24 protein-coding genes are annotated in these 25,677 nt (G+C 62.1%); 8 read left to right on the top strand and 16 right to left on the bottom strand.

From position 1 onward, the window contains the following. Window positions 1–14 precede the first annotated feature (14 nt). From rsmG to BDB13_RS04465, 4 genes are all read left to right on the top strand, one after another. On the top strand, window positions 15–695 hold the full coding sequence (gene rsmG, locus BDB13_RS04480; protein ID WP_094270581.1) for a 16S rRNA (guanine(527)-N(7))-methyltransferase RsmG: 681 nt from the start codon (window positions 15–17) through the stop codon (window positions 693–695). Window positions 696–789: 94 nt separating this feature from the next. Beyond that, the gene (locus BDB13_RS04475) at window positions 790–1,791 is read left to right on the top strand and encodes a ParA family protein (RefSeq protein WP_094270580.1); all 1,002 of its coding nucleotides are present in this window, start codon (window positions 790–792) and stop codon (window positions 1,789–1,791) included. Window position 1,792: 1 nt separating this feature from the next. After that, complete coding sequence (locus BDB13_RS04470) at window positions 1,793–2,836, top strand: ParB/RepB/Spo0J family partition protein (RefSeq protein ID WP_094270579.1); 1,044 nt, start codon at window positions 1,793–1,795, stop codon at window positions 2,834–2,836. Window positions 2,837–3,102: 266 nt separating this feature from the next. After that, window positions 3,103–3,786 (top strand): hypothetical protein, encoded by a 684-nt coding sequence (locus BDB13_RS04465; RefSeq protein ID WP_094270578.1) that lies wholly within the window; start codon window positions 3,103–3,105, stop codon window positions 3,784–3,786. A 30-nt stretch (window positions 3,787–3,816) separates the two neighbouring features. On the opposite strand, the gene BDB13_RS04460 is transcribed toward BDB13_RS04465, so the two are convergent. The 4 genes from BDB13_RS04460 to nox all read right to left on the bottom strand — a co-directional run bounded on the left by BDB13_RS04460 (window position 3,817) and on the right by nox (window position 7,828). After that, window positions 3,817–5,004, bottom strand: a complete 1,188-nt coding sequence (locus BDB13_RS04460; protein ID WP_094270577.1) for an N-acetylmuramoyl-L-alanine amidase — start codon at window positions 5,002–5,004, stop codon at window positions 3,817–3,819. A 117-nt stretch (window positions 5,005–5,121) separates the two neighbouring features. After that, a complete protein-coding gene (gene trxA / locus BDB13_RS04455; RefSeq protein WP_094270576.1) occupies window positions 5,122–5,445 on the bottom strand; it encodes a thioredoxin in 324 nt (107 codons plus the stop codon). 40 nt (window positions 5,446–5,485) lie between these two features. After that, window positions 5,486–6,481 (bottom strand): thioredoxin-disulfide reductase, encoded by a 996-nt coding sequence (gene trxB, locus BDB13_RS04450; RefSeq protein ID WP_094270575.1) that lies wholly within the window; start codon window positions 6,479–6,481, stop codon window positions 5,486–5,488. A gap of 159 nt (window positions 6,482–6,640) precedes the next feature. Then, window positions 6,641–7,828, bottom strand: coding sequence for a 4,4'-dithiodibutanoate disulfide reductase (nox, locus tag BDB13_RS04445; RefSeq protein WP_094270574.1), 1,188 nt, complete (start codon window positions 7,826–7,828; stop codon window positions 6,641–6,643). Between the two features lie 99 nt (window positions 7,829–7,927). Between nox and BDB13_RS04440 the strand changes: the two genes are divergently transcribed. Beyond that, window positions 7,928–8,497 (top strand): helix-turn-helix domain-containing protein, encoded by a 570-nt coding sequence (locus BDB13_RS04440; protein ID WP_094274673.1) that lies wholly within the window; start codon window positions 7,928–7,930, stop codon window positions 8,495–8,497. Here the strand turns inward: BDB13_RS04440 and BDB13_RS04435 are convergent. The 5 genes from BDB13_RS04435 to BDB13_RS04415 all read right to left on the bottom strand — a co-directional run bounded on the left by BDB13_RS04435 (window position 8,487) and on the right by BDB13_RS04415 (window position 16,737). Next, window positions 8,487–9,236, bottom strand: coding sequence for a hypothetical protein (locus BDB13_RS04435; protein ID WP_094270573.1), 750 nt, complete (start codon window positions 9,234–9,236; stop codon window positions 8,487–8,489). The genes BDB13_RS04440 and BDB13_RS04435 overlap by 11 nt on opposite strands. Window positions 9,237–9,299: 63 nt before the next feature. Further along, window positions 9,300–9,881, bottom strand: coding sequence for an RNA polymerase sigma factor SigM (sigM, locus tag BDB13_RS04430; RefSeq protein WP_094270572.1), 582 nt, complete (start codon window positions 9,879–9,881; stop codon window positions 9,300–9,302). A gap of 48 nt (window positions 9,882–9,929) precedes the next feature. Continuing rightward, entirely contained in the window at window positions 9,930–13,850 is a 3,921-nt protein-coding gene (locus BDB13_RS04425) for a murein biosynthesis integral membrane protein MurJ (protein ID WP_094270571.1), read from the bottom strand. Beyond that, on the bottom strand, window positions 13,847–16,216 hold the full coding sequence (locus BDB13_RS04420; RefSeq protein WP_094270570.1) for a glycoprotein: 2,370 nt from the start codon (window positions 16,214–16,216) through the stop codon (window positions 13,847–13,849). Before BDB13_RS04420 ends, BDB13_RS04425 begins: the two co-directional genes overlap by 4 nt. Then, window positions 16,213–16,737, bottom strand: a complete 525-nt coding sequence (locus BDB13_RS04415; protein ID WP_441347174.1) for an NUDIX hydrolase — start codon at window positions 16,735–16,737, stop codon at window positions 16,213–16,215. Before BDB13_RS04415 ends, BDB13_RS04420 begins: the two co-directional genes overlap by 4 nt. A gap of 192 nt (window positions 16,738–16,929) precedes the next feature. Between BDB13_RS04415 and BDB13_RS04410 the strand changes: the two genes are divergently transcribed. Further along, complete coding sequence (locus BDB13_RS04410; RefSeq protein ID WP_094274672.1) at window positions 16,930–18,441, top strand: CCA tRNA nucleotidyltransferase; 1,512 nt, start codon at window positions 16,930–16,932, stop codon at window positions 18,439–18,441. Here BDB13_RS04410 and BDB13_RS04405 read toward each other — a convergent pair. From BDB13_RS04405 to BDB13_RS04395, 3 genes are all read right to left on the bottom strand, one after another. Further along, complete coding sequence (locus BDB13_RS04405; protein ID WP_094270569.1) at window positions 18,403–19,728, bottom strand: MFS transporter; 1,326 nt, start codon at window positions 19,726–19,728, stop codon at window positions 18,403–18,405. The two genes, BDB13_RS04410 and BDB13_RS04405, sit on opposite strands and share 39 nt — an antisense overlap. 26 nt (window positions 19,729–19,754) lie before the next feature. Continuing rightward, on the bottom strand, window positions 19,755–20,189 hold the full coding sequence (locus tag BDB13_RS04400; RefSeq protein WP_094270568.1) for an SRPBCC family protein: 435 nt from the start codon (window positions 20,187–20,189) through the stop codon (window positions 19,755–19,757). Between the two features lie 120 nt (window positions 20,190–20,309). Continuing rightward, window positions 20,310–21,251 carry an NAD-dependent epimerase/dehydratase family protein gene (locus BDB13_RS04395; RefSeq protein WP_094270567.1) on the bottom strand — a complete coding sequence of 314 codons (942 nt, stop codon included), beginning with the start codon at window positions 21,249–21,251 and terminating at the stop codon, window positions 20,310–20,312. 134 nt (window positions 21,252–21,385) lie between these two features. Between BDB13_RS04395 and BDB13_RS04390 the strand changes: the two genes are divergently transcribed. Further along, window positions 21,386–22,114 carry a TetR/AcrR family transcriptional regulator gene (locus BDB13_RS04390; protein WP_254922709.1) on the top strand — a complete coding sequence of 243 codons (729 nt, stop codon included), beginning with the start codon at window positions 21,386–21,388 and terminating at the stop codon, window positions 22,112–22,114. A 13-nt stretch (window positions 22,115–22,127) separates the two neighbouring features. Then, window positions 22,128–22,733 (top strand): YqgE/AlgH family protein, encoded by a 606-nt coding sequence (locus BDB13_RS04385; RefSeq protein WP_094274671.1) that lies wholly within the window; start codon window positions 22,128–22,130, stop codon window positions 22,731–22,733. On the opposite strand, the gene BDB13_RS04380 is transcribed toward BDB13_RS04385, so the two are convergent. From BDB13_RS04380 to BDB13_RS04365, 4 genes are all read right to left on the bottom strand, one after another. Then, window positions 22,734–23,714, bottom strand: coding sequence for a bile acid:sodium symporter family protein (locus BDB13_RS04380; protein ID WP_094270565.1), 981 nt, complete (start codon window positions 23,712–23,714; stop codon window positions 22,734–22,736). Window positions 23,715–23,763: 49 nt separating this feature from the next. Continuing rightward, window positions 23,764–24,042 carry a type II toxin-antitoxin system Phd/YefM family antitoxin gene (locus BDB13_RS04375; RefSeq protein WP_094270564.1) on the bottom strand — a complete coding sequence of 93 codons (279 nt, stop codon included), beginning with the start codon at window positions 24,040–24,042 and terminating at the stop codon, window positions 23,764–23,766. Window positions 24,043–24,130: 88 nt separating this feature from the next. Beyond that, window positions 24,131–25,090 (bottom strand): DUF1648 domain-containing protein, encoded by a 960-nt coding sequence (locus BDB13_RS04370; protein ID WP_254922708.1) that lies wholly within the window; start codon window positions 25,088–25,090, stop codon window positions 24,131–24,133. Window positions 25,091–25,100: 10 nt separating this feature from the next. Then, the gene (locus BDB13_RS04365) at window positions 25,101–25,601 is read right to left on the bottom strand and encodes an SdpI family protein (protein WP_094270562.1); all 501 of its coding nucleotides are present in this window, start codon (window positions 25,599–25,601) and stop codon (window positions 25,101–25,103) included. Between the last annotated feature and the right edge of the window lie 76 nt (window positions 25,602–25,677).

Below are 25,677 nucleotides of genomic sequence, written 5' to 3'. Positions count from 1 at the left end.
GTATTCGCGGGAGGATGTTTCACGTGGAACAAAATGGTGCGCCGTCGGTTGACTGGGATGAACAAGCGACTGCGCGCGCTGTGTTCGGTGACAGATACGACATCGCGGAACGGTACTACCAATCCCTGGCTACAGATGGCGTCGAGCGCGGCCTGATCGGGCCCCGCGAGGTGCCCCGGTTATGGGAACGTCACCTACTCAATTGCGCCGTTATCGGCGAACTGATTGCCGAAGGTGAGTCTGTCGTCGACGTGGGAAGTGGTGCCGGGCTTCCCGGAATTCCGCTCGCGATCGCACGACCGGATCTCAAGATCACTCTCGTCGAACCGCTTTTGCGTCGTTCGGTTTACCTCGCCGAGTTCATTGAAGCCAACGGGTTGGATGTGCTTGTCGTTCGTGGGCGCGCCGAAGAATCGGGTGTCGTGAAGGAAGCAGGCGGCGCCGATGTCGTCACTTCGCGTGCCGTCGCTCCGCTGGAAAAGTTGGCACGGTGGTCACTCCCCCTCATTCACGAGCACGGACGGATGCTCGCACTGAAGGGGTCGAGTGCCGCCGAAGAGATCGAGCGAGACCGAACTGCGTTGACAAAACTCGGTGCCGGCAAGTTCGAAATACTCGAATGTGGATCCGAGTTTCTCCGGACGCCCACCGTTGTGGTCAAGGCAGAACGCCTCCCCAAACGGCGTCAGCGCTGACGGTGTCCGCCAACAATTTCTCGGATGACGATGGACAAGAAAGTACAGATGATGAGAGCACCCAGTGATCGATTCGCAATCCAAGGAGCAGTCAATGTCGGCTCGATCTGAATCTGCTGTTTCACGTGAAACAACGATGCCGGTTGTCAGTGCGGATCCAGTAATCAACGACGACGAGAACTTCACTGCCCCCTATGCGGGACTGTCGTCGGCTGAGACCCCGATCGGTGCCGCCGCGCATCGCGCGAGTCAGGTACTGCACCCGCATTCGGTTTCGCTGCCCCGGCCGGCGTTCCGTCGAGTGATCACGATCGCCAACCAGAAGGGTGGCGTCGGCAAGACAACAACGACGGTCAACCTCGCGTCGGCGCTCGCCCTTCAAGGACTCCGGGTCCTCGTGGTCGATTTGGACCCTCAGGGCAACGCCAGCACCGCGCTGGGCGTCGTACATACCTCGGGCACACCGTCGAGCTATGAGCTCCTCATCGGCGAAGTGAAGGCCGTTGACGCTGTGCAGACCAGCCCGCACAGCGAGCGCCTTCTCTGCATCCCCGCAACAATCGATCTGGCCGGCGCGGAAATCGAACTGGTATCGATGGTGGCTCGCGAGAATCGACTCAAGGGCGCACTCAACGACAAGGTCCTCACCGAACTCGACGTGGACTTCGTCCTGATCGACTGCCCGCCTTCCCTGGGCCTACTGACCGTCAACGCGATGGTGGCGGCCAAGGAAGTGCTGATCCCGATCCAGTGCGAGTACTACGCCCTCGAGGGCGTCGGCCAGTTGCTTCGCAACATCGAGTTGGTGCAAGCGCACCTCAACCCGGATCTACACGTCTCCACCGTCCTTCTGACGATGTACGACGGCCGGACCAAGCTTGCAGACCAGGTCGCCGAGGAAGTTCGTAAGCACTTCGGTGACACCGTTCTCCGCGCCGTTATCCCTCGAAGCGTCAAGGTTTCCGAAGCCCCCGGCTACGGCATGACTGTTCTGGACTACGACCCAGGTTCACGGGGGGCGATGAGCTACCTCGATGCGGGCCGCGAACTCGCCGCCCGCTCTGTCACCGCTACGACTACGACGCAGGAGCAGTGAGATGACCCAGGCACGCAAAGGCGGATTGGGCCGCGGGTTGGCCGCTCTCATTCCCACCGGCCCGGCTACGGCACCCGGCCTAGGTTCGGCGGCTGCCGACGTCGTCATCGGTGGAGACAGCAGCGGAAGTAAGCGCAACCCCTCCCCTCCCCCACTGAAGGTGGCGGCACCGAAAGCGCCGCGGGCTACCAAGAAGGCCGCTGCCGGCGCATCACCGGACGCCGAACTCGAGCCGACCGGTGCGGTGTACCTCGAGATCGAACCGAGTCTGATCGAGACAAACCCGAAGCAACCGCGCACCGTTTTCGACGAGGAAGCGCTCGCGGAGTTGGTGCATTCCATCCGTGAATTCGGATTGATGCAGCCGATCGTGGTTCGTCGTAACGGCGACAAGTACCAACTTGTCATGGGTGAGCGTCGTTGGCGCGCGAGTCAGGAAGCCGGTCTCGAGAAGATTCCGGCGATCATTCGCGAGACCGACGACGACTCGATGTTGCGTGATGCCCTCCTCGAGAACATTCATCGCGTTCAGTTGAATCCCCTCGAGGAGGCTGCCGCGTATCAGCAGTTGCTCGAAGAGTTCGAGGTGACGCATGAGGAATTGGCTCATCGGATCGGTCGTTCACGGCCGGTAGTGACCAACATGATTCGTCTGTTGAAGTTGCCGGTGGCAGTGCAACGACGCGTCGCTGCCGGTGTTCTCTCGGCCGGACATGCTCGTGCATTGCTCTCCCTCGAGGCGGGTGCCGACGCTCAGGAAGTGATGGCGGCGCGTGTCGTGGCGGAAGGAATGTCCGTCCGAGCGACCGAGGAAGCTGTCACTTTGGCCAACCGGGCGGACAACGAGATCGCTCCGCAGCAGAAGCGGAAGCCGATTGTGATGCCGGGTCTTCAGGATGTGGCGGAGCGGTTGTCGGACTCGTTCGACACTCGTGTGACGGTCAGTCTGGGCAAGCGCAAAGGCAAGATTGTGGTCGAATTCGGCTCCGTCGACGACCTTCAGCGCATCGTCGGGATGATGGAATCACAGAAGTCGAAGAAGTGACGAAACTCTGACACACGGATACCTTACCGACTTTCGTCACTGTGACAATACTGTCGGAAATGAGAGTTTCCGAACCGGTATTCCGAATGAAATATGTTGGGCTGTAACAGATTAAGGAAGACGAACACCATGGCGCTGCCGACTGCGTCGTGGTGGCTTAGTCTGGAGAAGGAAAATACGTCGGGCGGGCCGAAAATCTGCAACAGAGATCTGAAAATGTGCACCAGAGAACTTGCAACAGAGAACTACGGAGAGTGAGTTAGTCAGTGTCGACTCACACAATCACGTCACTGCGCCTCGACGGTCTCGATCAACTTTCTTCGCACGCTCGCCGGTGCGTGTTCTGGGAGATGGATCCAGCGGCGCTTCACGCGGCTCGCGGATTTTGTGATCAGGAGTTCGAGAAAGAAGCCTGGCTGTCGATGGTCTTGCTCGAATGGGGATCCTGCGGACAAGTCGCAGTCAAGGACGGCAAGCCTCTCGGTAGTGCGCTCTACGCCCCTCCCCGCAGCATTCCGCGGGCACAGATGTTTCCCACCAGCCCGGTGGGCTCCGACGCCGTACTTCTGACCAGCCTCAGACTGGAACCGTCAGGCGAAGAGGGAAGCCTCGGGCCGGCTCTCATTGCGGCTGTAGTGAACGATCTTGTGCGACGCGGTGTGCGTGCCCTGGAAGCGTTCGGAATCCGCGGAGAACCGCAGCAGCAGTTCGAGGGGGTTGCGTCGGCGACGGCAGCCTTGGAGTGTTCACCGGAAGAATGCATGATCAGTGCCGACTTCCTCGAGGACTGCGGATTCGAGGTTGTTGCCCCACACCACCGGTACCCGAGGCTACGCCTCGAACTCAATCGTGACCACGAGTGGAAGGTCGACGTCGAGGAAGCACTCGACCGCCTCCTGCAGAGTGCAGCGCTCGAGATGATTCAAGTCGGCGAACTGACGCGCGTGTAGTTGGCGGGATTATCACCCCGCCGGTGCGCGTCAGTTGCGTTCTGCTACCGAAAGTTCTTCTGCGAGAAGCTCGGCGAAGGTGAAGGTGCCGGTCGGCTGATCGTCTTGGCCGAGCAGGTAGAGGCGTTTGACCGAAATCAGGATTGCCTCGGCGATGGTGTCGCGCATCCGCGGATTGGTAAGTACCTGAACATCATTCGCGTTGGAGAGGTATCCGAGATCGATTTGGATTGTCGGCATGTTGGTCAGGCGCAACAGCTCCCACGTTCTACCGTGAGTTCTGCAGTCCCGCAACGGGGTTCGTGCCACAATTTCGCGCTGGACGAAGCCCGTGAGTAGCTGGCCGATCCTCGACACAGAACCGTGTGAGTTACCGAAATGGAAGCTCGCGATGCCGCTGGCCGACGGGCTGGAGTTGCTGTCGCAGCGCAACGAGATCAAGAGATCGGCGTCGAATGCGTTGGAGGTCAACGCACGTTCGGCTTCGGTCGGATCTGCGTTGTGCGGGCGAGAGAGGAAGGTTTCCATTCCCGTGGCAGCCATTCGCCCCTCGAGGCGCATAGCAAGATCCCACAAGATGTCGGCTTCGGAAATCCCGTTCACGATGGCGCCAGTGGACGGCCCACCCAAACCCGGATCGATGACGATGCGCTTTCCACCGAGCTGCGGTCCCTTGCGGTGCACCAGTTCCTGCTCGCTGATCGCGTGCGGCGAGCCACCGGTGACACGGGTGCCGAGAAGTTCGAGCGAGCGAAGCGTCTGCGGACCGCAGATACCGTCGGCCGCGATACCGATTTCACGCTGGAAGGAAGAGAGGGATTCGTGAGTCTTCGGGCCGAAGAAACCGTCGACGCGGCCCGTGTAGAAACCGAGATCCTGAAGTCTGGTCTGCAGCGCTGCCACGTCGTCGCCGTACAGCGGCGCGGACAACTGGTAGATCAGTGTGCGGGCGCCCAGACGGTACGAGGCCTCGCGTATGGACCGATACGTTGCCGGGCCCACAATTCCGTCGACAAGTAGCCCACGTTGCTGCTGGAAGGCACGAACCGCGCTGTCGAGGTGCTGATCGAAGATGACGTCCGGCGTAACCCAGTGGGCACCGTCGCCGCTTTCACGTCGAATGCTGGAGGGGATGTGATGCAGGTATCCCAGCTTCGTTAACGTGCCCCGAATCTCGGCGACGGCCGGGCCGTGATCACCGTGTCGGAGTCGATGCATGCGTGAAACCTCTCGGATCGGGTAAAAGAATTCGATCGATGTGCCTGGCAGTGGACCTGATCAGGCACATCGATCGATTATCTCAGAAAATCTGGGGATTGCGAGAATCCCCCCAACTCACAAGACGTCCGCGAGTTCCTTGAGCAGCGCAGCCTTGCCCTTGGCGCCGACGATCGTCTTGATCGGCTTACCACCCTTGAACAGGATCAACGTCGGAATCGACATCACCTGGAAGTCGCGGGCCGACGCCGGGTTGGCGTCGATGTCGAGCTTGGCGATGGTCAGCTTGTCGCTGTTCTCACCGGCAATTTCCTCGAGCACCGGAGCGACCATCTTGCACGGGCCGCACCAGGTTGCCCAGAAATCGACCAGAACGGGCTTGTCACTGCCCAGAACGTCCTGCTTGAACGAATCGTCGGTGATGGTGACGGTATTCGACACGATTACTCCTCGAAAGTGGTGAACGAGCTGCGGTCAGAAATCAGGGGGCGCCGACGACGTCGACGGCATGACCGGCGGCGTCGAGGGTGTTGGCGGTGATATCGCCACGATCGGCCAGCCAACGTTCGGCGTCGATGGCGGCGGAACATCCGGTGCCGGCAGCGGTGATGGCCTGACGGTACGTGTGATCGACCAGGTCACCGGCCGCGAAGACACCGTCGACGGAGGTGGCCGTGGAACCGGGGGCGACGCGGACGTAACCGGCGTCGTCGAGATCGACCTGGCCCTTGACGAGTTCACTGCGCGGATCGTGGCCGATGGCGACGAACATGCCCGTGATGGCGAGGGTGGACGTTTCGCCGGTGACGGTGTCGCGGACCTTCAGTCCGGTGACACTGTTCTCGCCCAACACTTCGAGGGGTTCGGTGTTGATCAGGAACCGGATCTTCTCGTTCGCCTTGGCGCGTTCGAGCATGATGCGCGAGGCCCGGAACTCTTCGCGGCGGTGCACCAGGGTGACGGAGCGGGCGAAGCGGGTCAGGAAGGTCGCTTCTTCCATGGCGGAGTCGCCGCCGCCGACGACGACGATGTCCTGGTCGCGGAAGAAGAACCCGTCGCAGGTGGCGCAGGCGCTGACGCCGCGGCCGAGCAGGCGTTCTTCGCCGTCGATGCCGAGGTAACGGGCGGCGGCGCCCATGGCCAGGATGATCGCGTGGGCGGCGTAGGTTTCGCCGTTGGCGACGACGGTTTTGATCGGCTGGCGCAGGTCGATTTCGTCGACGTCTTCGGTGCGGATGTCGGTGTCGAAGCGCAGGGCTTGTTCGCGCATCTGTTCCATGAGGTCGGGGCCCATGATTCCTTCGCGGAATCCGGGGAAGTTTTCGACTTCGGTGGTGGTCATGAGGGCGCCGCCGAACTGGGTTCCCTCGAAGAGGAGGGGCTGGAGCTCGGCGCGCGCGGTGTAGACACCTGCGGTGTATCCGGCGGGGCCGGAACCCACAATGATGACGTCATGGACCGTTGACGGAGTGGTCATGCGAGCCTTCCAGTAGTAAATAGCCGACTCGTCGTTCTTCGAGAGCCGTACCGATCAACACCAGGATAAGGGGTGTTGTTCCCGGCCTGGTTTGAAAAGTGGTTGGGCCCTCAGTTGGGCACCTCGAGTTGGCGTCTGCTGGAAGGCTCGAATCGGCAGTTAGGTACGCAGTGCCTCCCGCACGACGCAGCGAGTTCCGCTGTAGATGGTGGGCATGCACTTGTTGCAGTGGATGCACAGCCCCTCGGCGACGCTTTCGGCCTGAAACTTGTTGACCAGCTGAGGGTCTCGCAGAAGTGCGCGCGCCATTGCGACAAATTCGAAGCCTTCACTCAGGGCATTGTCGATGGTGTCGACGCGATTGATGCCACCGAGCAGGATGAGCGGCAACTTCAGGGTCTCACGGAACTGTCGGGCGAAGGGAAGGAAAAATCCCTCCTCGAACGGGTACGTCGGAAAGATTTTCGGGCCGTAGAACTTGAGGCCGTATCCGACGAGTTTGGGCTGGGAAGCAACAAACTCTGCCATCGGAACCTCGCCGCGGAAGAAGTACATTCCGTTGAGAAGTGAACTGCCGCCGGTTAATTGCATCGCGTCGAGGTGGCCGTCGGCCTCGAGAATCTTGGCGATGGGCAGGCTCTGATCGAGCCATAGCCCCTTGGGGACGCCGTCGGACATGTTGAACTTCGCGGTGACCGCTACCGATGGTCCGGCAGCGCGGCGGACGGCTTCGATGACCCGACGCGGGTACTCGGCACGCTTGGCGACGCTGCCGCCGTACTGATCGTTGCGCTTGTTCAGGTTGGGGCTCATGAATGAACTGAGCAGGTAGTTGTGACCGAGATGGACCTCGATGGCGTCGAATCCGGCGTCCACCGCGATTCGTGCGGTGCGTTCGTAGTCGGCGACGACGCTGTCGAGTTCTGCGAGGGTTGCGCCCTTCACGATTCCCATGGCCGGCGGACTCAGACGCGTCGACGGGGCGAGGGTTTTGGTCTTGTTGGAGAGGGTGTTGGCGACGAGTCCGGCGTGACCGATCTGGGCGGCTGCAAGCGAGCCTTCGGCGTGGACTGCGTCGGTGAGACGACGCAGTCCCGGTAGTGCTTGCTCGTTCATGACAAGGGTGTCGCGGTGCACGCGTCCGCCGGGAGAGACGGCGCAATACGCGACAGTGGTCATGGCGGCTCCGCCACGAGCGACTTCGGCATGGAAGTTGATCAGATCGTCGGAGATCGCTCCGCGGGGCATGACGCCCTCGAAGGTGGCGGCTTTGATGATCCGGTTCTTCAAGGTCAGCGGCCCGAGGCGGGCAGGCTCGAAGATCGCGGGTCGAGACGGTGTGGTCATGTTCTTCTTCCGGTCGGCGCCTGAATTATTACGTTGCCAGTGGACTCGTATATGGCACGATATAGCGCCGACACCGAATCTGTCCGACAATTCGTCACGATGAACACCACAGGATCCGGTCGCCCACGAGACCCACGCATCGACGACACAGTTCTCGAGGTCACCCGCTCCATGCTCCTCGAGGTTGGTTGGGAGCAACTGAGCCTTCGTGCCATCGCGGCACGAGCCGGTGTCAGTCGGGCATCAATGTCCCGGAGATGGCCGTCCAAGGCGCACCTGGTTCTGGGATCGATCCTCGGAGCGACGCCTGATCTGACGCCCTTCGAGGGGACGGACAAAGTGGGTTGGATTCGCTGGGTGGTGGATGGCAGCGCACAGTTGTTCTCGCGGCCCGAGGTGCGCGCTGCCGCACCTGGACTGCTGGCTGCACTACGTGATCACGATGACCTGCGTAACGAGCTCTGGCGCGGCTTCAGTGGACCCAGCACCGCGTTGTTTCTTCAGGACTCGAATGATCCGGACGCTGCACTACTGGATGCGAAAGCTGTACTGGTGATGGCGGCCGGAGCCGCCATGTTCTCGAGTCTCATTGCGGTGGAAGATAATACGGATGAACTTCGCGCCAGAATTCTGAAACTGTTGCTGCCGGCGGCAGAAGTCAGCCGATAGTCTTGAGTGACAACATGTTCGGATTGTCGGTACTGCAGTCCAGTCCGACGGCGAGAGCCGTGATCTGACGAGGATCTTTGCCGCGCAACAGAAGAACGACGGCTGGGACTCCTTGGACGGTGACCTCGCCGGAACCGAGAAGTGGTTGATCCGCGGAAAACCCGTTGGCAAGCAGGCATCCGGACAGCATCGTCGGATCTTCCAGCGGTCCAAGGTTTTTGGAACCGATCAAGGACAGGAAGCTGTCGGGGGCCGGGTCTTCGCTCGAGCTCGGTGTTGATTGCGCGGTGGGTATCGGCTGTGCTGTGAGATCAGGCTCGGGCTGGCTGGGGCGTACCGCAATCAAGACGGCTACGACGGCAATAGCTGCCGCAGCTGCTCCGCCGATCACCAATCCGCGTCGTGAACGTCGCAACGGCACCACGTTGGATGTGAAGTTCAGGGAATCTGAATTCTGTTGTGCCCATTCGTTATCCAATGCTTCCTGGATGCGAGCGGCCAGTTCTGGCGGAATGTGGTCGGTGTCGGTGGAAGTGTGGTTGTCGCCCCGGGTGCGCAGCACCTGTGTCACGTTGTCGAGTTTTCGGACGAACGACAGCGCGTCCGGATCTGCTTCGACCAGAGGCCACAAAGTTTCGGTGGTCTTCGGATCGAGAACGCCGGCGTGAAGATCAGCCAGAAGGTCCTCGGAAAATGGTGGGGCAAGAACAGACGGACCAGGTACAGATGAATCTGTCATGAGCCTTCCCCTTCCTTGGCGGCAGCGCCCACTATTGCGCTCACAAGATAGGACGCGGTGGCATCACGATCGGTTCCCGGTGTCGCCGAACTGGGCCAATTCTCCCGCAAGACGCTTCCGGGCACGAGCGCAGCGACTCTTCACGGTCCCGACAGGAATTCCCAGACGCAGTGCGGCCTCGGCCACGGGATAACCCTCCATGTCCACAGCGACGACGGCAGCGCGCTGCTCAGGAGGCAGTGCGGCCAATGCTGCTTCGACGGTCATGCTTATGTCCACCGCTTCGACATCGTCGCGGGGGTCCCGTGGTTCCTCGACGTTGTCGGCCGACAATGACAGCGCCTGGCGAGACTTGTTTCGTCGTATCCGGTCCAGGCATGCATTGACGACAATTGCGTGCAGCCAACTCCGTACCGCCGCGTCCCGACGAAACTTGGAAGCGTTGCGATGCGCGGAGAGTAATCCCTCCTGGAGTGCGTCCGCCGCGTCCTCGTCCGAATAACTGGTACGTCGGGCGACGTGCCATAGATGATCCTGATGCCGGGTCAGCAGTTCACGGAAAGCATGTGGATCGCCCGCCACATGTGCTGTCAGTAATTCGAAATCCGTAGCCCCGCCCCCGGTGCCCCCCCGATAAGTGTGCACGGGCGGATGTTAGCCCAGCGGAGGGGCTTTCGAGGGGTCAGGGGCGTGTTAGCGGGCAGCAGTGAACGTTATGTCTGAGATGGATGTTTGGTTCTGTCCGGATTGTGTACTGAGCTTGGTGATCCAGATCAGCACGTACTGTCCGGCGCTGTCGCTGGTGACCGGAATTTCGGTGACGCCGCTCTTCAAGACTCCGGATCCGATTTCCTTCGTCTGATCCAATGTCGTGTCAGCAGAAGGGGCAGAACGGATTTCGACGACCGTACCGGGCGAATCGGATGTAATCGAAACGTTCTTCAGCGCCGCGGGATCAGCGAGAGTCAGCATGAGGCCGACGCCGTTCTTGAGCGACGGGAAGGGTTGGAAGTACGAGTCCGTGGACCACTCGGTGGCAGGGTTACCGTCGATGACGTTCTTGGCGGTAGCCGGTTGATCCGGGGTGCCTTGAGGCGAGAACACGGTTACGCGAGAGGCGTTCACGGGCAGGGTGGCGACAATGGGAGCAGGTGATGAAGTCGTCTCGGGCGCAGAAGCTTCCGAGGTCAAGCCGAAGCTCTGTTCACTCAGTGGAGTGTCGTTACTGCTGCCCGAGAGGAAGCTGGCAACCCACACGCCGAGCAGGATCAACACGATGACCGTGAAGACGCCGAGCGCGGTCAACGCGGCAAGCATCCGCGTCGACTTCTTCTTCTCGGCTTCAATTGCCTCGGGGTCTGTCAAGGCGTGTCCGGACATGCCCGGATCGCGATGCCCCAGACGCAGAGCCGGAATCATCTCCGTCTTGTCATTGACAACAGATGCCTGATCGAGAATGTGTTGCACCGTTGCGGCAGTACGGATTCCGCTCTCCGACTGCAATGCCCGCGTTGCGACAGCCGAGATGTCGAACGGCACCTCGGGGCGGATGACGCGTACCTCGATCGGGCGTCCGGCAGCATCGCGACCAGCCGGCAGCAACCCGCCGACAGGCCCGGCCGACGGTTCCGCGAGGGGCCAGCGAGCTGTGATCAGGGCGTAGAGCATGGCTCCGAGACCGCGAACGTCGCTGGTGGAATCTGCTTCGGCAAGCGTTGCGGGGAAAGCGAGTACGGCGTCGCCGTTGATGCTGATGCGCACCCGATCAGGGTGATCGATGGACAGTGCGCCACCGGTGCGGTGAGCTGCCTCGGCGGCGGATGCGAGGCTGCGAACTGCGCGTGCGGCACCGATCGGCGACGGCGTCGTTTCGGCCATTTCGCGTAGTGATCGGCCCGGCGTCCATTCAGCGACGACGATGCCTCCCGAGCTTCCGCGGACGACGTCGAGGACTCGCGCGAGACCCGGAGAATTGATGCGGCCCAGGCGCAATGTGCGCGAGAGCACGGCCTGCGGACCCGACTGAGGGTTGTCGTCGCCGCGTTGTTCCGCGTCGACGAACGTCAGTGCTACTTCGCGATCGAGTTTGACGTCGAGGGCTTCCCAGAACTGCAGTCCACGGGTTCCGCCGTGGGGTGCCAGTAGTCGGTAGCGTCCGCCCGCGACAGAGGCACCGGGAATGAGTTTCGGTCCGCGCGGCATCGACCGGGGTGCCGAGGCCGGGGGCACGTTGGCCGGGGGCACGTTGGCCGGGGGTGTCGAAGAAGGGGACGCGGAAGCCGGCACAGCTTTCGGTGGCACAGCCTGAGATGCTGCCGCCTTGGAAGGGTCCCCCTTTGGCGCAGCCGTCCGAGGAGCCGCAGCCCGAGGTGCCACTGCATTTGGCGCAGCCGTCTCAGGTTTAGCTGCCTTGGGTTCTGCAGCCGAGGCCGGCTTGGACGCCTTCACGGCAGAAGTTCCGGCGCTCTTGTCGTCGGAGACCTTGTCGTTGCTCACCCTCGCTCCTTCACTTTCGGTTGACCATCCCCGGCGTTCTGTGGGTCGTGACCCTGTTATTCCAGGTCCAGGGGTGGTTCCAGCACCAGGGTACGGCAGCGCACCTGGCTGTTCGTACGCGTTTGATTCCGTTCTGATTGCAGGAATCAGAACGGTTGCGGCGTCGTCGAAATTTTTGCCCGAGTTGTCTTCGTCCGGAATTGCGTGCGATTTCTGTGTCGGTTCGGGGCGACCCAACACAGAACGAATCTTCCGGGAGACGGCAACCGTTACGGAAAGAACTTCCGGGATTTTCTTGAAGTACAGAATCGTGAAGGTGATGGCGAGCATGAGGATGCCGCCGACAGCTACGCGAACAAACGATCCGGGTCCGCCGAATCGTTCGGTGAGTTTGTCGAATCCGAGTACCCGGTCGACGGCCAGCATCGTCAGGGAGCCGGCCAATGAAGCGAGTACGACGGACCACACGGTTTTACCGACGTTGGCCATCTTCAGGTCGCCGAGGCTGCGGTGCAGCAGGTAGCCACCGATGGCGGCTCCGGTGATGTATCCGATTCCGTTGGCGGCGCCGAGCAGGATCACGACCTGGTCGGTGTTGGACGCGACCAGCGGGACGAGGGCGGAGAGTGCGACCTTGACGGCGGTGATGCCGAGAACGATCCACGTCGGTGTCCACGCCTGTTCCCGGGCGTAGAAGACGCGAAGCTGGATCAGCACCAGTGCGTAGGGAATGAGGGTGAAGGCCGACCAGCTCACGGCGGTGCCGAGACGCTCGGCCTGCTCGGTACCGAACCGGCCGTAACCGTAGAGGGCTTCACCGACCTGCGGTCCCATGAACGTCAGGAACATGATGATCGGGACCAGCGTGATCATGGTCAGTCGCGTCGCGACGGAAAGATCGTCGACAACTGCGGGGGTGTCGTCGGCTGCGGCGTTGCGGCTCAGCCGGGGCATGATCGCCGTCAGCACCGTCACGCCGAGGACGCCGTACGGAAGCTGGAGCAACAACCACGCCTGGCTGTAGATGGCCGGGCCGGCCTCGTCGACGTGTGAGGAGATGCGGGTCGCGAAGATCATGCCCATCTGGCTGATCAGCACGTACAAGATGATGGCGACTGCCATGCCGCCGAACTGGCGGAGGCGATCGTCGAGTCCCCAGAGTGGCTTGAGGGAGATCTTCTCGCGTCGTAGCGCGGGGATCAGGCTGGCGGCCTGAGCGATGACACCGGCGGTGATACCGAGGCCCAGGGTCAGCAGCTTGGGGTCGCTCATCGAGACCGGGTTCAGCGAGATCTCGCCGGGGGTCAGGTAGAAGACCACGAACACGACAAGGACGATCACATTGTTGAGCACTGGCGCCCAGGCGCCGGGTTTGAAGATCTGACGGGTGTTCAGGAACGCTGTGAACAGCGCGGACAGTCCGTAGAACAGAATCGCCGGCAACAAGAGGTACGACAGAGCTGTCGTCAGATCGGTATTGACCTTGCCGTCCGGAGACAGGAAGACGTATCTCGTGAGTATCGGTGCTGCGAGGGTGGCGAGGAGCGCGGCAACGCCGAGCAGCACCAGTGCCGCGGTGAAGAGTCGTCGAACAAATGCTTCGCCGTTGTCCGGGTCTTCACGTTCTGCGCGGACCAGCACGGGTACGACGATCGCGGTCAGGACGGCGCCGAGAACCAGTTCCGCGATCATGTTCGGAATCTGGCTGGCGATGGTGAAGGAGCTGGCGATCGCCGGCCCCAGAACCATCAGGACCATGAGCTGTTTCGCGAAGCCGGTGATTCGGCTCGTCAACGTTGCGATGGCAATCGAACCGGTTGCGGCAAGGAGTCGGGAGTTGGTTTCCTTGCGGTCGCCGGCCATCACGTGCGAGTCGGGATCGACGTCACCGGATTCCGAGACGGGCCGATTCGCCAGCTCCATTTCCGCTTCGCGATAACGCGGATAGTCGCGAATCACCGGAATGGTCATGGTGGGCGCGTCGTCGAAACGAGCGTCCGGGTTGACCGGCTGAATCGGGTAGCCGCGTTCCCACGGTGGCATGCGTGGATGCGATCCGGTCGCGGCGCTCTTGCGCGTGATCCCGGACCGAGGGCCTTGCGGCGGATTCCCGGTCATCGCTGTTCGTACCCTTCATCTGCTGGGTCCGGCTGACCCCTGAATCGATGCCACAGCCGCCTACCCGCCAAAAACAACAGCAAACCCCCCGCAGTTGCGGTCAGAGCGGCCAGCGGACGACCGTACGCATTCGACCGTACGGTCACGCTGGTCGGCACACCCAATTGGCGTCCGTCAGTTGTCGTGAGGGAGAAGTTGACGACCAACTTGCGGGAATCGTTCATTTCCGCAGGCACAGTCAATTGTCGGCTACCGCGTGGCGGCAACTGTTTGGGACCGATATCACTGATTTTCATCTCCGGCGGAGCATCCACTCGGAGGTTGACGTTGATCGCGATCGGCAGTTCGTTGCGAGCTACGAGCAGCAACGGAGCTTGACCGGACGCCAGTGTGTAGACGCCTCCCGGAGATACGACGGTGACTGCTCGGTAGAGGTTGTCGACGGTGCCCGTCACGTTGGCTGCGCGGATGCTCGCTGCTCGTTCGGCATTTCGGACGGCGGTGGCACTGGCGTCGCGTCGATTGGCCGAACTCATCGCGCGCAGCAGATCCTCACGAAGCGGCGCCGTGAACCGCCGCGGCGTCAACGGAAGTCCGGGATCGTCCACGAGGGTCGATTCGAGAGCGTCGATGCGGGGCAATTGTGTCCGCGCAGTGTCGATGACCGATGTCTGCGGACCGTCCTCGGTTGCCCGTTCCGGGTATTCGAGCGTCGCGGCATCGGTGGTGCCGGGTTGCCGTCCGAGCAGCGCGGGCAGGGACTGCGGTGTGGCCAGGCCTGAACGGATGAGTGTCGACAGCATCGACAGCACTGCGGTGGCGTCGTCGGCGTCGGCGCTCCAGAGCTGCGGCGGCGCCAGGATCTGATTGCGCGGCCGGGCGGTGGGAGTCAATGCGGACCAGGCTAGTGCGCCCAGCGCATCCTGACGTCGGGCAACCCGGGATTCGGATGCGAGTTGCGGCGCCGTGTCCTGGTCGATGTACGACGGCGTCGACGGGTTGGATCCGGTCGCGGCGAGGGCTGCGGCCGCTCCGGTGTCGAAAGCGAGTGCGCTGACGGTCTCGGTGATGCGTGAGGAGAGTTGTGCGCGGCTCGAATCCACAGATGACGCTGCCACCAGGGCGGTGGTGGGGTGGGCGTTGAGAGTGTCGACGGTGACGGAATCGAGGACTCCCGAATCCGGCCACACGAAGTTCCGAACCGAGGTCACACCGAGGATGTTGTCGAGGATGTCGGCGGGGCGATCGATGGCCGTCGCCGTCAATTCAGGATTTGCGACGGTACCGACCGCGGCGAGATCGGCCTGCGCAAAAGGAACGGACGTCGTGCACATCGACGCTGCCAAAGTCTTGACTCTTTGCAGCCAGTTGCCGGCCGCATCCCGTCCGCGGCCTTCATGGGTATCACCGGCGGGGATTCCGGCATTGTCGACGACGAGGTATCCGCGCGTCATGTTCTCGACGGTGATCAGCAGGTCGGGATCGATGGCGAGGCAGAGGGAATCCGTGACCTTGCCGTCGGCGTCGTTTTCGGGTTTGGTCGCAGATTCGACGGCGTCGACAAGCGCGTCGAGGCGTCCGCCGTCGGAAAGTTCGGTGGCAAGGTCGTCGTCGATGAGACGGATGGGGTCGTTGATCGATCCGGGGATTCCGCCGACGAGTTTCGGTGCGTCGGCGAGAGGCCACATCATCGTCACGCCGACCGGGGCCGAGGTGTCGGGAGGGACAACTGCGGTGGAAGCGCTGGTCGATTCGGATGTTGTCGTTGCGCCGGACACAGCCGGTACTCCGAGAACCGGGAGGAGGAATCGTGCGTCGTCGAGCCTGGCCGCGCCGCCGTATTCGGGGGTGCCGTTGACGTTGACGAGCATCGGGTAGACGCCGGGTTCGGTGATGTCGAGGGAGAGTTCCGTGGCGGAGCGTAGCGGGAGTGACAGCGTGAACGGCCGGGATTCACCCTTGTCGAGGCTGGTGGCGACGGTATCGAATTCGCCGACCGTATCGAAGATGGCCTGATCGAATTCGAGTGCGCCGCGCACGTCGGCTGCATTGTCGATGGCCGGCGCACGTTGCAATCGGACGCCGACATCTTCGACGGGCCGGTCGCCGACATTCTTGACGGTGCCCCGCACGACCACAGTGGGAGCACTGGTCGTGGTGATGGTGCTGGGCGAGGTGGACTGGATGGAGAGTTCCAGGAACTTGCCGTCGGTGCTGGTACGGGGAGCTTTGGTGTGCGAGCCGGTCTCTATTGGAAGCGCACCGGCCGGGGCGGGGGTTGCGGGACCCACACCGGCACTGCCCGTCAAACCAACAGCGGCCATCACCAGAGCGGCAACACCCGCTCGCCGTAAAGCCATTCTCATCCGGCGTCCGGTTCCTTCGGGTGCGTTGGTATCGCGGCGGTGCGGGGAGTGTCGGTGGTGAGCGGCATTCCAGCAGGTCGGGGCATTTCTGCGATCATCTGCGAGGCGAGCTCGGCCAGTTTCCGTTCATCCGCATAAGCGAGGCGGGAATGCAGCTCGGACAGCGGAACCCACGCGACCTCGGTGACCTCGATGTCCTCGTCGGAAAGTTCGCCGCCGAGGAAACGCAGGAGGTAGTGGTGCACTGTTTTGTGGACGCGTCGGCCTTCGGTGACAAACCAGTAGTCGATGCTGCCCAACGGCGCCAGGACGGTTCCCTGAATGCCCGTTTCTTCTTCGACCTCGCGCATGGCCGTCTGCTCGGCCGTCTCACCTTGCTCGATGTGGCCCTTGGGGAGCGACCACAGAAGGCGTCCGCGGCGGTCGGTTCGGCCGATCAGTGCAGCGCACAGGCGTTCGGGCGGGCCACCCCAGCCGTCGACGACCAATCCGCCGGCCGAAGTTTCGCGGACCGTGCGCATCGCAGATCTTTCGGGGTTGCCGACGGCAGGGCGACGTCGCGAGTTGCGACGGCTCCTGTTCGTTCGTTCGGCACCGGACACCTCATCGATACTAGTTGGCATCGATGAGTTGACCGGTAACCCGCGCAAAGCGGCCACTCGCGTTCGTATGCGCGTTCTTCTATTTGCGCACCTTAAGTAAGCTCCATGGACGTGACTGCCCCTACCTCCGATGCCGATCGCCGCCTGCGACTGCTTGCCGACGCTTCCGACACATTGCGCACGCTCTCAGATGTGTTGAATCCGCTGGGCGAGCGCTTCGCCGCCGCCGGTCACGAGCTGTATCTGGTGGGTGGCAGCGTTCGTGACACGATCCTGGGCCGCTTCAGCGGTGATCTCGATTTCACGACGGATGCGCGCCCGGAGAAGGTGCAGGCTCTGCTCAAGGGCTGGGTCGACAAGCAGTGGGACACCGGAATCGACTTCGGGACGATCAGCGCCATCAAGGATGGCCAGGAGATCGAAATCACGACCTTCCGGGCGGATGCCTACGATCGCGTCTCGCGTAATCCGATCGTCCAATACGGCAGCACGCTCGCCGACGATCTGGTGCGCCGCGATTTCACGGTCAATGCGATGGCAATGCAGATCGGCGCGGACGGTTCCTTCACGTTCGTCGATCCGCTGAACGGTATGGACGCGCTGCTGGCCGGCGAGCTCGATACGCCGTCGGCTCCCGAGAACTCGTTCAACGATGATCCGCTGCGGATGCTGCGCGCCGCGCGGTTCGTCTCGCAGCTTGGTTTCACGTTAAACAATCGTGTTCTCGAAGCCATCAAGGAAATGGCGTCGCAGATCGAGCGGATCACCGCCGAGCGGGTCCAGGCTGAGCTGAACAAGCTGATGCTGGGCATGTACCCGGTGGACGGAATCAACGTGATGGTCGATTCCGGTTTGGCTGCGTTTGTGTTGCCTGAGGTTCCGCAGATGAAGCTCGAGATCGACGAGCACCACCAGCACAAGGACGTCTACCAGCACTCGCTGACCGTGTTGCAGCAAGCGATCGATCTCGAAGAGGGTGATCCGGACCTCGTATTGCGTTGGGCTGCACTGCTTCACGACATCGGCAAGCCCGACACCAAGCGCAACGAGCCTGCCGGCGGCGTCAGCTTCCATCACCACGAGGTTGTCGGCGCCAAGCTGGTTCGCAAGCGTCTGCGTGCACTCAAATTCTCCAAGCAGATGGTCGACGACATCTCGCATCTTGTGTTCCTGCACTTGCGTTTTCATGGCTACGGCAAGGGGCAGTGGACGGATTCTGCTGTGCGGCGTTACGTCACCGATGCCGGTGAACAGATTCAGCAGTTGCATAAACTCGTGCGCGCGGACTGCACCACCCGCAACAAGCGTCGGGCCGCCCAGTTGCAGGCCACCTACGACGACATCGAAGAGCGGATCGCCCGCATCGCCGAGCAGGAAGACTTGGCGCGCGTGCGCCCGGACCTGGACGGCAACGCCATCATGGAGTTGCTGAACATCCCGGCCGGCCCGCAGGTGGGCAAGGCGTGGAGCTTCCTCAAGGAACTGCGTCTGGACCGCGGTCCGCTCGAGCGCGACGTGGCCGAGGCCGAGTTGTTGAAGTGGTGGGCTGCGCAGTCGGAGCCTGCTGAATCAGCCCCCGCTCCGTCAACCCCCGCGGACGCGCCGGTTGACCAGGACGGCTGACAGCGCCGCGGCATAGATTCCGGCACCGGCCACAGCCAATCCGACGCTCTTGCCGTCGGGCGCTATCACCGTCGATCCGGCCGCGATCGCGCCGATGAATGCGATGTTGAAGACGGTGTCCTGCAAGGCGAATACCTGACCACGACGGTCGTCGTCGACGTCTATCTGCATGGCGGCATCGCCCGCGAGTTTGACGGACTGCCCGGCGATGCCGAGCAGGAATGCGGCGATCAGGAGCGATCCCTGCGTCAGGCTCGTGACAAAGACGAGCTGGATCGTGGCGGCCGCAGCCAGGGCGTAGGTCACGGTGCGGGAGCGCCCGATGCGCGGTATCAGGAATGGCGTGATCAGCGCGGCGAGCAGCATCCCGATGGCGGTTGCACCGACGGCAACGCCGAATCCTGCCATCCCGCCGGGCAATCCGGAGCCGTTCGATGTGTCCCGCAATACCAGCACCATGATGAGGGTGTTGATGCCGAAACAGATTCTGTGCGCGCCGATTCCGATCATCGTGGTGGTGACGCCGGGGGCTTGCCACACTGCGGTGGCACCGGTTTTCAGGCCGCTCAGGACCGAGAGGGCGGCGCTACTGTTCGAGGTTTCCGATGCTGTGGTTTCCGATGCTGTGGTTTCAGATGGTGTGGGGCCGAGTGATCTGGCGCTGAATCTTGCTGCTGCCAAAGCCGCAATGATTGATCCCACCGCCGCGCAGGCGACGGCGATTGCCGAGGCCCGATCACCGGCACCGACCAAGCCGATGATGGTGACGGCCGTCGCCGCTCCCAGTGCTGACACCACTGAACCTGCTGTAGTGAGAACGGAATTGGTGGCCACCAGCCAGGATTGCCGGACAACCTTGGGTAAGGCTGCCGAGACACCGGCGCCGACAAATCTGCTGACTCCGATGGCTGCCAACGCGCACAACAACAGTGCAGATTCCCCACCACTGGTTGCAAGGAGGACGGCGGCGGTCAGAATCAGCAGTCCACGCAGAACACTCGCCCACAGGAGGACGAGTCGTCGATCCCAACGGTCCAGAAGTGCGCCGGCAAACGGGCCGATGATCGAATACGGCAGCAGCAGTACGGCAAAGCCCGCAGCGATGGCCACCGGATCGGTTTCCCGCTCCGGATTGAACAGGATCGCACCACCCAATGCGGCCTGGAACAAACCGTCGCCGAACTGACTCGAGAAGCGGACGAGAGCCAACCGTCCGAGACCCGGGGATTCACGAAGAGTGTGGAGCGTCCGGCGCCAAGCCTCGCGGCGGTTCGAGGCTGGGGTCATGGAGGGAAACTCTAGCGGGAACCGAGTTATCGGCGGTCGAACCGGTCTCGCAGTGCATCGAGGCCAACCGAGTACACGCCGTCGCCGAAGGCGGTTTCCACGACCGGGATGATCTCGTCGGCTCCGTCGTAGGTAGCGGTCCATCGAACTTCACAGCCGTCAGGGGTAGGTACTACTTCGATGCGTGCAATGTAATTGTCGACCGGAATTGGTTTGTCGAGTACCTCGTAGCTGTAGGTTCGACCCTGATCATCATGCTCGATCAACTTTTCACGTGCCACGACGTTGCCGTCGACGATGAATCGACGTACGGAACCGGGGGTGTTCGGGTCTGTATTTCCCTCCATTTCGGAGGGTGGAATGCGTGGGTGCCAGGAGGCGAGTTTGTCGAATCCTTTGATCACAGACCAGATCTGGTCCGGATCGGTAGGCAGGGTGATTGTTCGTAGAAGCATGGCCATCGGTACCCCTCAGTGCGCTTGTGTCAGATTTGTTTGGTGTGACGTGGACACTAGGGATTTGTGCAGCGTGTGGGAACGAAAGTCCCATCTCTTGGAACATTGAATGATCAGTTCGTGCCCTCAGGCTGCTGCAGTGCGGGCCTGCTCGGCGTGCCACCAGTCGACGGTCTCCCCCGCCGCTTGATCGAGCGGAGTCGGTTCCAGACCCAAGAGTGCCTCGCTGGCACTTGAATCCATGACAAACGGCTTTGCGAACTGGTAGTTCATCTCGGCGAGTTCGCGGGTGTCGGTATGGACTTTGCCGACGGCGTCGAGGACCCAGGCCGGCAGGACGCCAACCTTGGCGGGAGGGGCTCCGGCAGCGTGTGCAAAGGCCTCGGCAATTGTGCGCTGAGTGAGCGCGTGGCCGGTGGGTGCATGCAGGACGGAGTTCCAGAGCGCCGGATTGTGGGCTGCGGCAATCATCGCGGCCGCAAGATCGGGAACGTAGGTGAAGGAATGTGGCTGATCGGCGGACGCTATGACGCGAATCTTCTTACCGGCCATGACTTTTGGAACCATGCGTTCACCCGCGTGGGCGGTGCGTACGAAGGGGCCGAAGAAGTCGGAGGCGACCACACTCACTGTCGGTGTCGGCGACGCTGCCCGGCCGCGTAGCAATGCTGTGCGGACTCCGCGCTTGCCTCCGTTTGCGCTACGGGGATCAGCTTCCGTCATCACGGTGTCCGAGTTGTAGGAGTAGAGGCTTTCCGGGAACACGACCACAGCGCCGATGGATGCAGCCACGTCGAGAACGATCTTTTCTGCCGCCGGGAGTTCGCGTTCCCAGTCCGCGGCGTTGTAGGCGGCGTGGATGCAGTGGTAGATCGCGGTGGCGCCTTCTGTGGCGGTGCACAGGGCTTCGGGATCCGAGACGTCGACGCGACGACGCTCGATCCGGGGGTGCTCGGGTCCGCTTCCAGACCTGGTCAGCAGGCGGACATTGACGCCCTGACCAGCGAGTTGTAGTGCGACGGTGGATCCGACGGGGCCTGCTCCGGTAACGATTTCGAGGCTGGTCATGGCGCGCTCCTCAGTAGGGTTTCGAATGTGAGAGCACTGCTCTCGATTTCAAGGATGGACCCACTTTTCAATCATGTCAAGAGCACTGCTCTCTTTTGTTGATTCTGCTCTCGGAATTGAGGCATGATGTCCTCATGGTTGGAACTCCACGGATGCGAGCGCGCGAGCAGGCCACTACTCCACGGATGCGTGCACGCGAACAGACATTGCAGGACATCACTCGGATCGGGCGCGAACATCTGGCGTCGGTAGGTGCTGCCGCCCTGTCGCTACGGGCAGTGGCGCGCGATCTGGGCGTCGTATCTTCGGCGGTCTACCGGTACGTCGCCAGTCGCGACGAACTGCTGACGTTGCTGGTGGTGGACGGCTACAACGAGCTTGGTAGCGAAGTAGACGCAGCGGTGAATGCCGTTGCAGCGGAGGATCATCGGGGCCAGTTCTTCGCCTTGGGTCGAGCTTTGCGTGCCTGGGCGGTGCGCGAGCCGGCACGATACGGGTTGCTGTTCGGCAGTCCGGTCCCCGGCTACAACGCGCCCGGTGAAGAGACCACCGGGCCGGGTACCCGTGTGGTCACTCGATTGATCGCGATCATCGACGGGGCGTATCGGGCGGGGGCTCTGGCGCAGCAGCAGGACGCCGAACTCGGAGAACCCTTGACGTTGGATCTCGAACGCGTTCGTATCGAAATGGACGTCGAGCTATCGCTGGATGCAGTTGCCCGGGGAACTCTGGTGTGGGTTGCGCTGTTCGGTTCCGTCAACTTCGAGGTGTTCGGTCAGTACGGATCCGACACGTTTGCCGAGCCTGGCGAGCTTTTCGAGCGGCACCTGACGTTGCTCGCGGAGATCGCCGGGCTGAAGTGAGATGATGTCTTCTGTGCCGCACGCAGAAGGACCCGATGATCGAATGGCCTGGATAGAACCGGAGGTTCGTCCGGGTAGTTTGCTGGTGTCGTCCACCGATCTCACCGAACCTGCGTTTCGTCGCACCGTCATCTACATGATCGAACACAACGACGCCGGAAGCCTTGGCGTCGTGATCAATCGGCCGAGTGAGACGGCCGTGCAGAACGTCCTCCCGCAGTGGGCGCCGCTCACCGCTAACCCTTCTTCGCTGTACGTGGGCGGGCCGGTCAAGCAGGATTCCGCGCTCTGTCTCGGAACCGCTCGCAACGGCGCCATGATCGACGGCATCGAAGGGTTGCGCCGCGTGGACGGCAAAGTTGTCATGGTGGATCTTGACTCCGATCCCGACGTCATTGCTCCTCTGGTCGAGGGGATTCGAATCTTTGCCGGATATTCGGGTTGGACTCTGGGACAGCTTGATTCGGAGCTCGAGCGCAATGACTGGATGGTCACCAGTTCATTGCCCTCGGATGTGCTGACGGTCCCGCGCGTCGACGTCTGGGCCCGAGTGCTGCGACGCCAACCGCTGCCGTTCGCGATGCTGGCGAGTCACCCCATCGAGCTCGAGCGGAACTGACTAGGAGACGCTGACCGGATCTCGTTTCGCGAAGCGTTGCGCCAGCGCGGCACACACGATCAGCTGGATCTGATGGAAGATCATCAGCGGCAACACGATCAGGCCCACTGGCTGCCCGGCAAAGAGCACCGCAGCCATCGGCAAACCCGTCGCCAAGGATTTCTTCGATCCGCAGAAGATGATGACTATCCGATCGGCCTGATCGAAGCCGAGCTTCTTGCCGGCAAGGGTGGTTGCCCCCAACACCGCCGCCAGGATCACGCAGCACACCACCACCAGAGTCAGGATCTGCCAGATCGTGATGGTGCTCCAGATCCCGTCCTTCATGCTTTCGCTGAATGCGGCAAAAACAACCAGAAGGATGGATCCGCGGTCGACGATCTTGGTCGGCTCCGCGTACTTCTGGAGCCAACCGATCACCAGCGGGCGGATCAATTGGCCGACGATGAACGGGACCAACAGCTGCGCGACGATGTCGAGAATCGAAGAGAAATCGACCGTCGCCTGCCCGGTGGTGTTCATCAGTAGAACCACCAGCAATGGGGTGATGAAAACACCGATCAGGTTGGAGAACGACGCACTCACAATCGCGCCCGCCACGTTGCCCTTGGCGATGGAGGTGAAGGCGATCGACGATTGGACCGTCGACGGAACCAGGCACAGGTAGAGGATGCCGGTGTACAACTCGTCGCTGATCAACGTCGGCGTCAGAATCCGCAGCGCGAGGCCGATCAGCGGGAACAGAAGGAACGTCGACGCCAGAACAACGCTGTGCAGTCGCCAATGTTTGACGCCCTTCCACGCTTCCTGCGGGGAGAGTCGGGCGCCGTAGAGCAGGAACAGGAAGCCGATGGCGATTTTGGTGGCCCAGTCGAGCACTGTCTCAGCAGAGCCGGATGCCGGGAACACACTGCCGAGCACTGCGGCCGCGATGATCCCGAGGATGAACCCGTCGATGTAGAACCTGCTGAGAAACTTCACCTGGCTAAGGATAACGAGGTGCTGTTCGGGCATTGAAGCCCAAGCGTCATCAGGTGCGGTAGGCGTCGCGCCTGAGGGCCGCTAGGTCCTTGCCGTCGACTGTGTGACCGGCGGCGATCTCGTCGGCACCGTCTTGGTGTTCGCGCATGAGATGCGCATCGGAGAGGACGGCAATCGTTTCCGTGAGTGCGTCGTAGTCGTCGGCGCCGAGAAGTTCGGCGGCGCGACGGCCGTTGCTGGTGATCTCGAAGCGTTCGTGGGTGTGTTCGGCTTCTTCGACGAGGCGCGAGAAGTTAGCGCGGGCGCTGGCTACCGACAGAGTCGTCATGAAAGACAATTGTGGTGTCACGTGAGGAATTAAGCCCGTCGCGACGCATGTTGCCCGTCGTCGAACATGACGTGAGCCCGCCAGTTGGTCAGGGAACTCGGGCGTCGGCCAGGCGGTTCAGCGCCCCGGCCATCTCCTCGGCTCTCGGTGTGGTGATGGTGAGCCGATCGCCACTTGCGAAGCTGATGACCACAGCGGGTCCGGTGCGGGTGACGATGCCGTAGTTGCGTCGCCCTTTTTTCTTGAGGCCCCAGCCACCGAAATCGGTGAACGGTTTGATCTCCGCGACTTTGGCGTCCACAACCTCGTCGGCGGCGTACTCCATCGCGCGCATACCCATGTTCACGACGGAGATGCCGCTCTCGTCCACCGTGGCGCGAAAGCGCACGAGGCTGACAAGGAGCAGCGCGAGCGCGGCGAACATGAACAGCGACCAGTACGAACCCAGGGACAGGGTTAGGAGAACTCCGGGTACGAGGGTGATCAGCGCGAGGATGGCCGAGCCCTTGGTGGTGAAGCCCACGTCGTCGGAGATCGGTAGTGCAGCATCGCTGCGTGGGAGATCAGGTGAGGGATTTCCGGAAGCTTGCTCGTGGACGCGGTAGTCGCGCAGCGTGAGGGCGCCCAGGTAGCCGAGCGCGCCGCCGATCAATGCGCCCACACCGATGGACCAATACGGCAGTGAGGTCGTGGACGGATCAACGACGTCCAGTTGGTTGTACAGAAGCGCAACGTTGACGGTGGTGATCAATCCGACGACGCCGAGTCCGGTCACCAGCATGAAGCGCCGCATCATCAGCATCGCCGGCGCCAGAGCCGCAACTGCGCTGAGTCCGCCACCGAAGAGCAGCGTCAGAAGTGCGACGGTCCAAGCGTTGGCGGTGGGCGTCGAAAAGCCGTCGGGCGACGTGGTGGTCCAGTGCGTGGCGATTTTCTCAGGTAGGCGGTGTTCCCACATTTTTGTGAGTACGACGCCACCGAACGCGCACAACGCGGGAATCAGGATGCCGAAGATTGCTCCGGCGGGGTCGACCACGCGATGTTTCACGTGAATCAATTCACTTTGCCGGGAGGCAGGCGCCCTTGAGTGAGCAGGCGCCGCAGGAGGACTCTCCGCACTCCGATGCAGCTTCCTTGGCAGACGCTTCCGCCTTGGCTACTGGCGTTTGATCGGCGGTGGCAGAGTCAGTGTGTCCACAGTTGCAGTCGTTGCCACAGCCGCTCGGCTCGGGCATTGCAGCGGCGGCGCGGGCACCGATGGCTCCACCGGAACCGGCAGTGAACAATGCTGCGACAACCGCGACGAGGGCGATGCCGAGACCCATGGCCACGTTCATCGTGAGAGCAGCGATGCCGCCGATGACGAGCAGTCCGGCTGCGGCGGCCATCGTGGGGCCGGCGACCTTGTTGGCCAGGGCAAACGATTCTTCGCTTCGCAGGGTGTCCGGGGTACGGACACCGGCCCAGCGGTTACGCGGGAGCTTGCCGATCAGGCCGGCGACAGCGACTCCGCCGACGGCAAGAGCGAGCACGAACAGCACTACAGCAACAATGACCACCCATACAGGATAGGTGCGTGTGGAGTTGCCCGTATGCCCGGGTGGTGAAGGCTCTACCCTGGTTAACGGTATTTAA

Source organism: Rhodococcus sp. OK302 (assembly GCF_002245895.1).
In the GTDB taxonomy this organism is placed as follows: domain Bacteria; phylum Actinomycetota; class Actinomycetes; order Mycobacteriales; family Mycobacteriaceae; genus Rhodococcus_F.
Note: the sequence above shows the minus strand (reverse complement) of the source record. Positions and strands in the feature narration are given on the sequence as shown.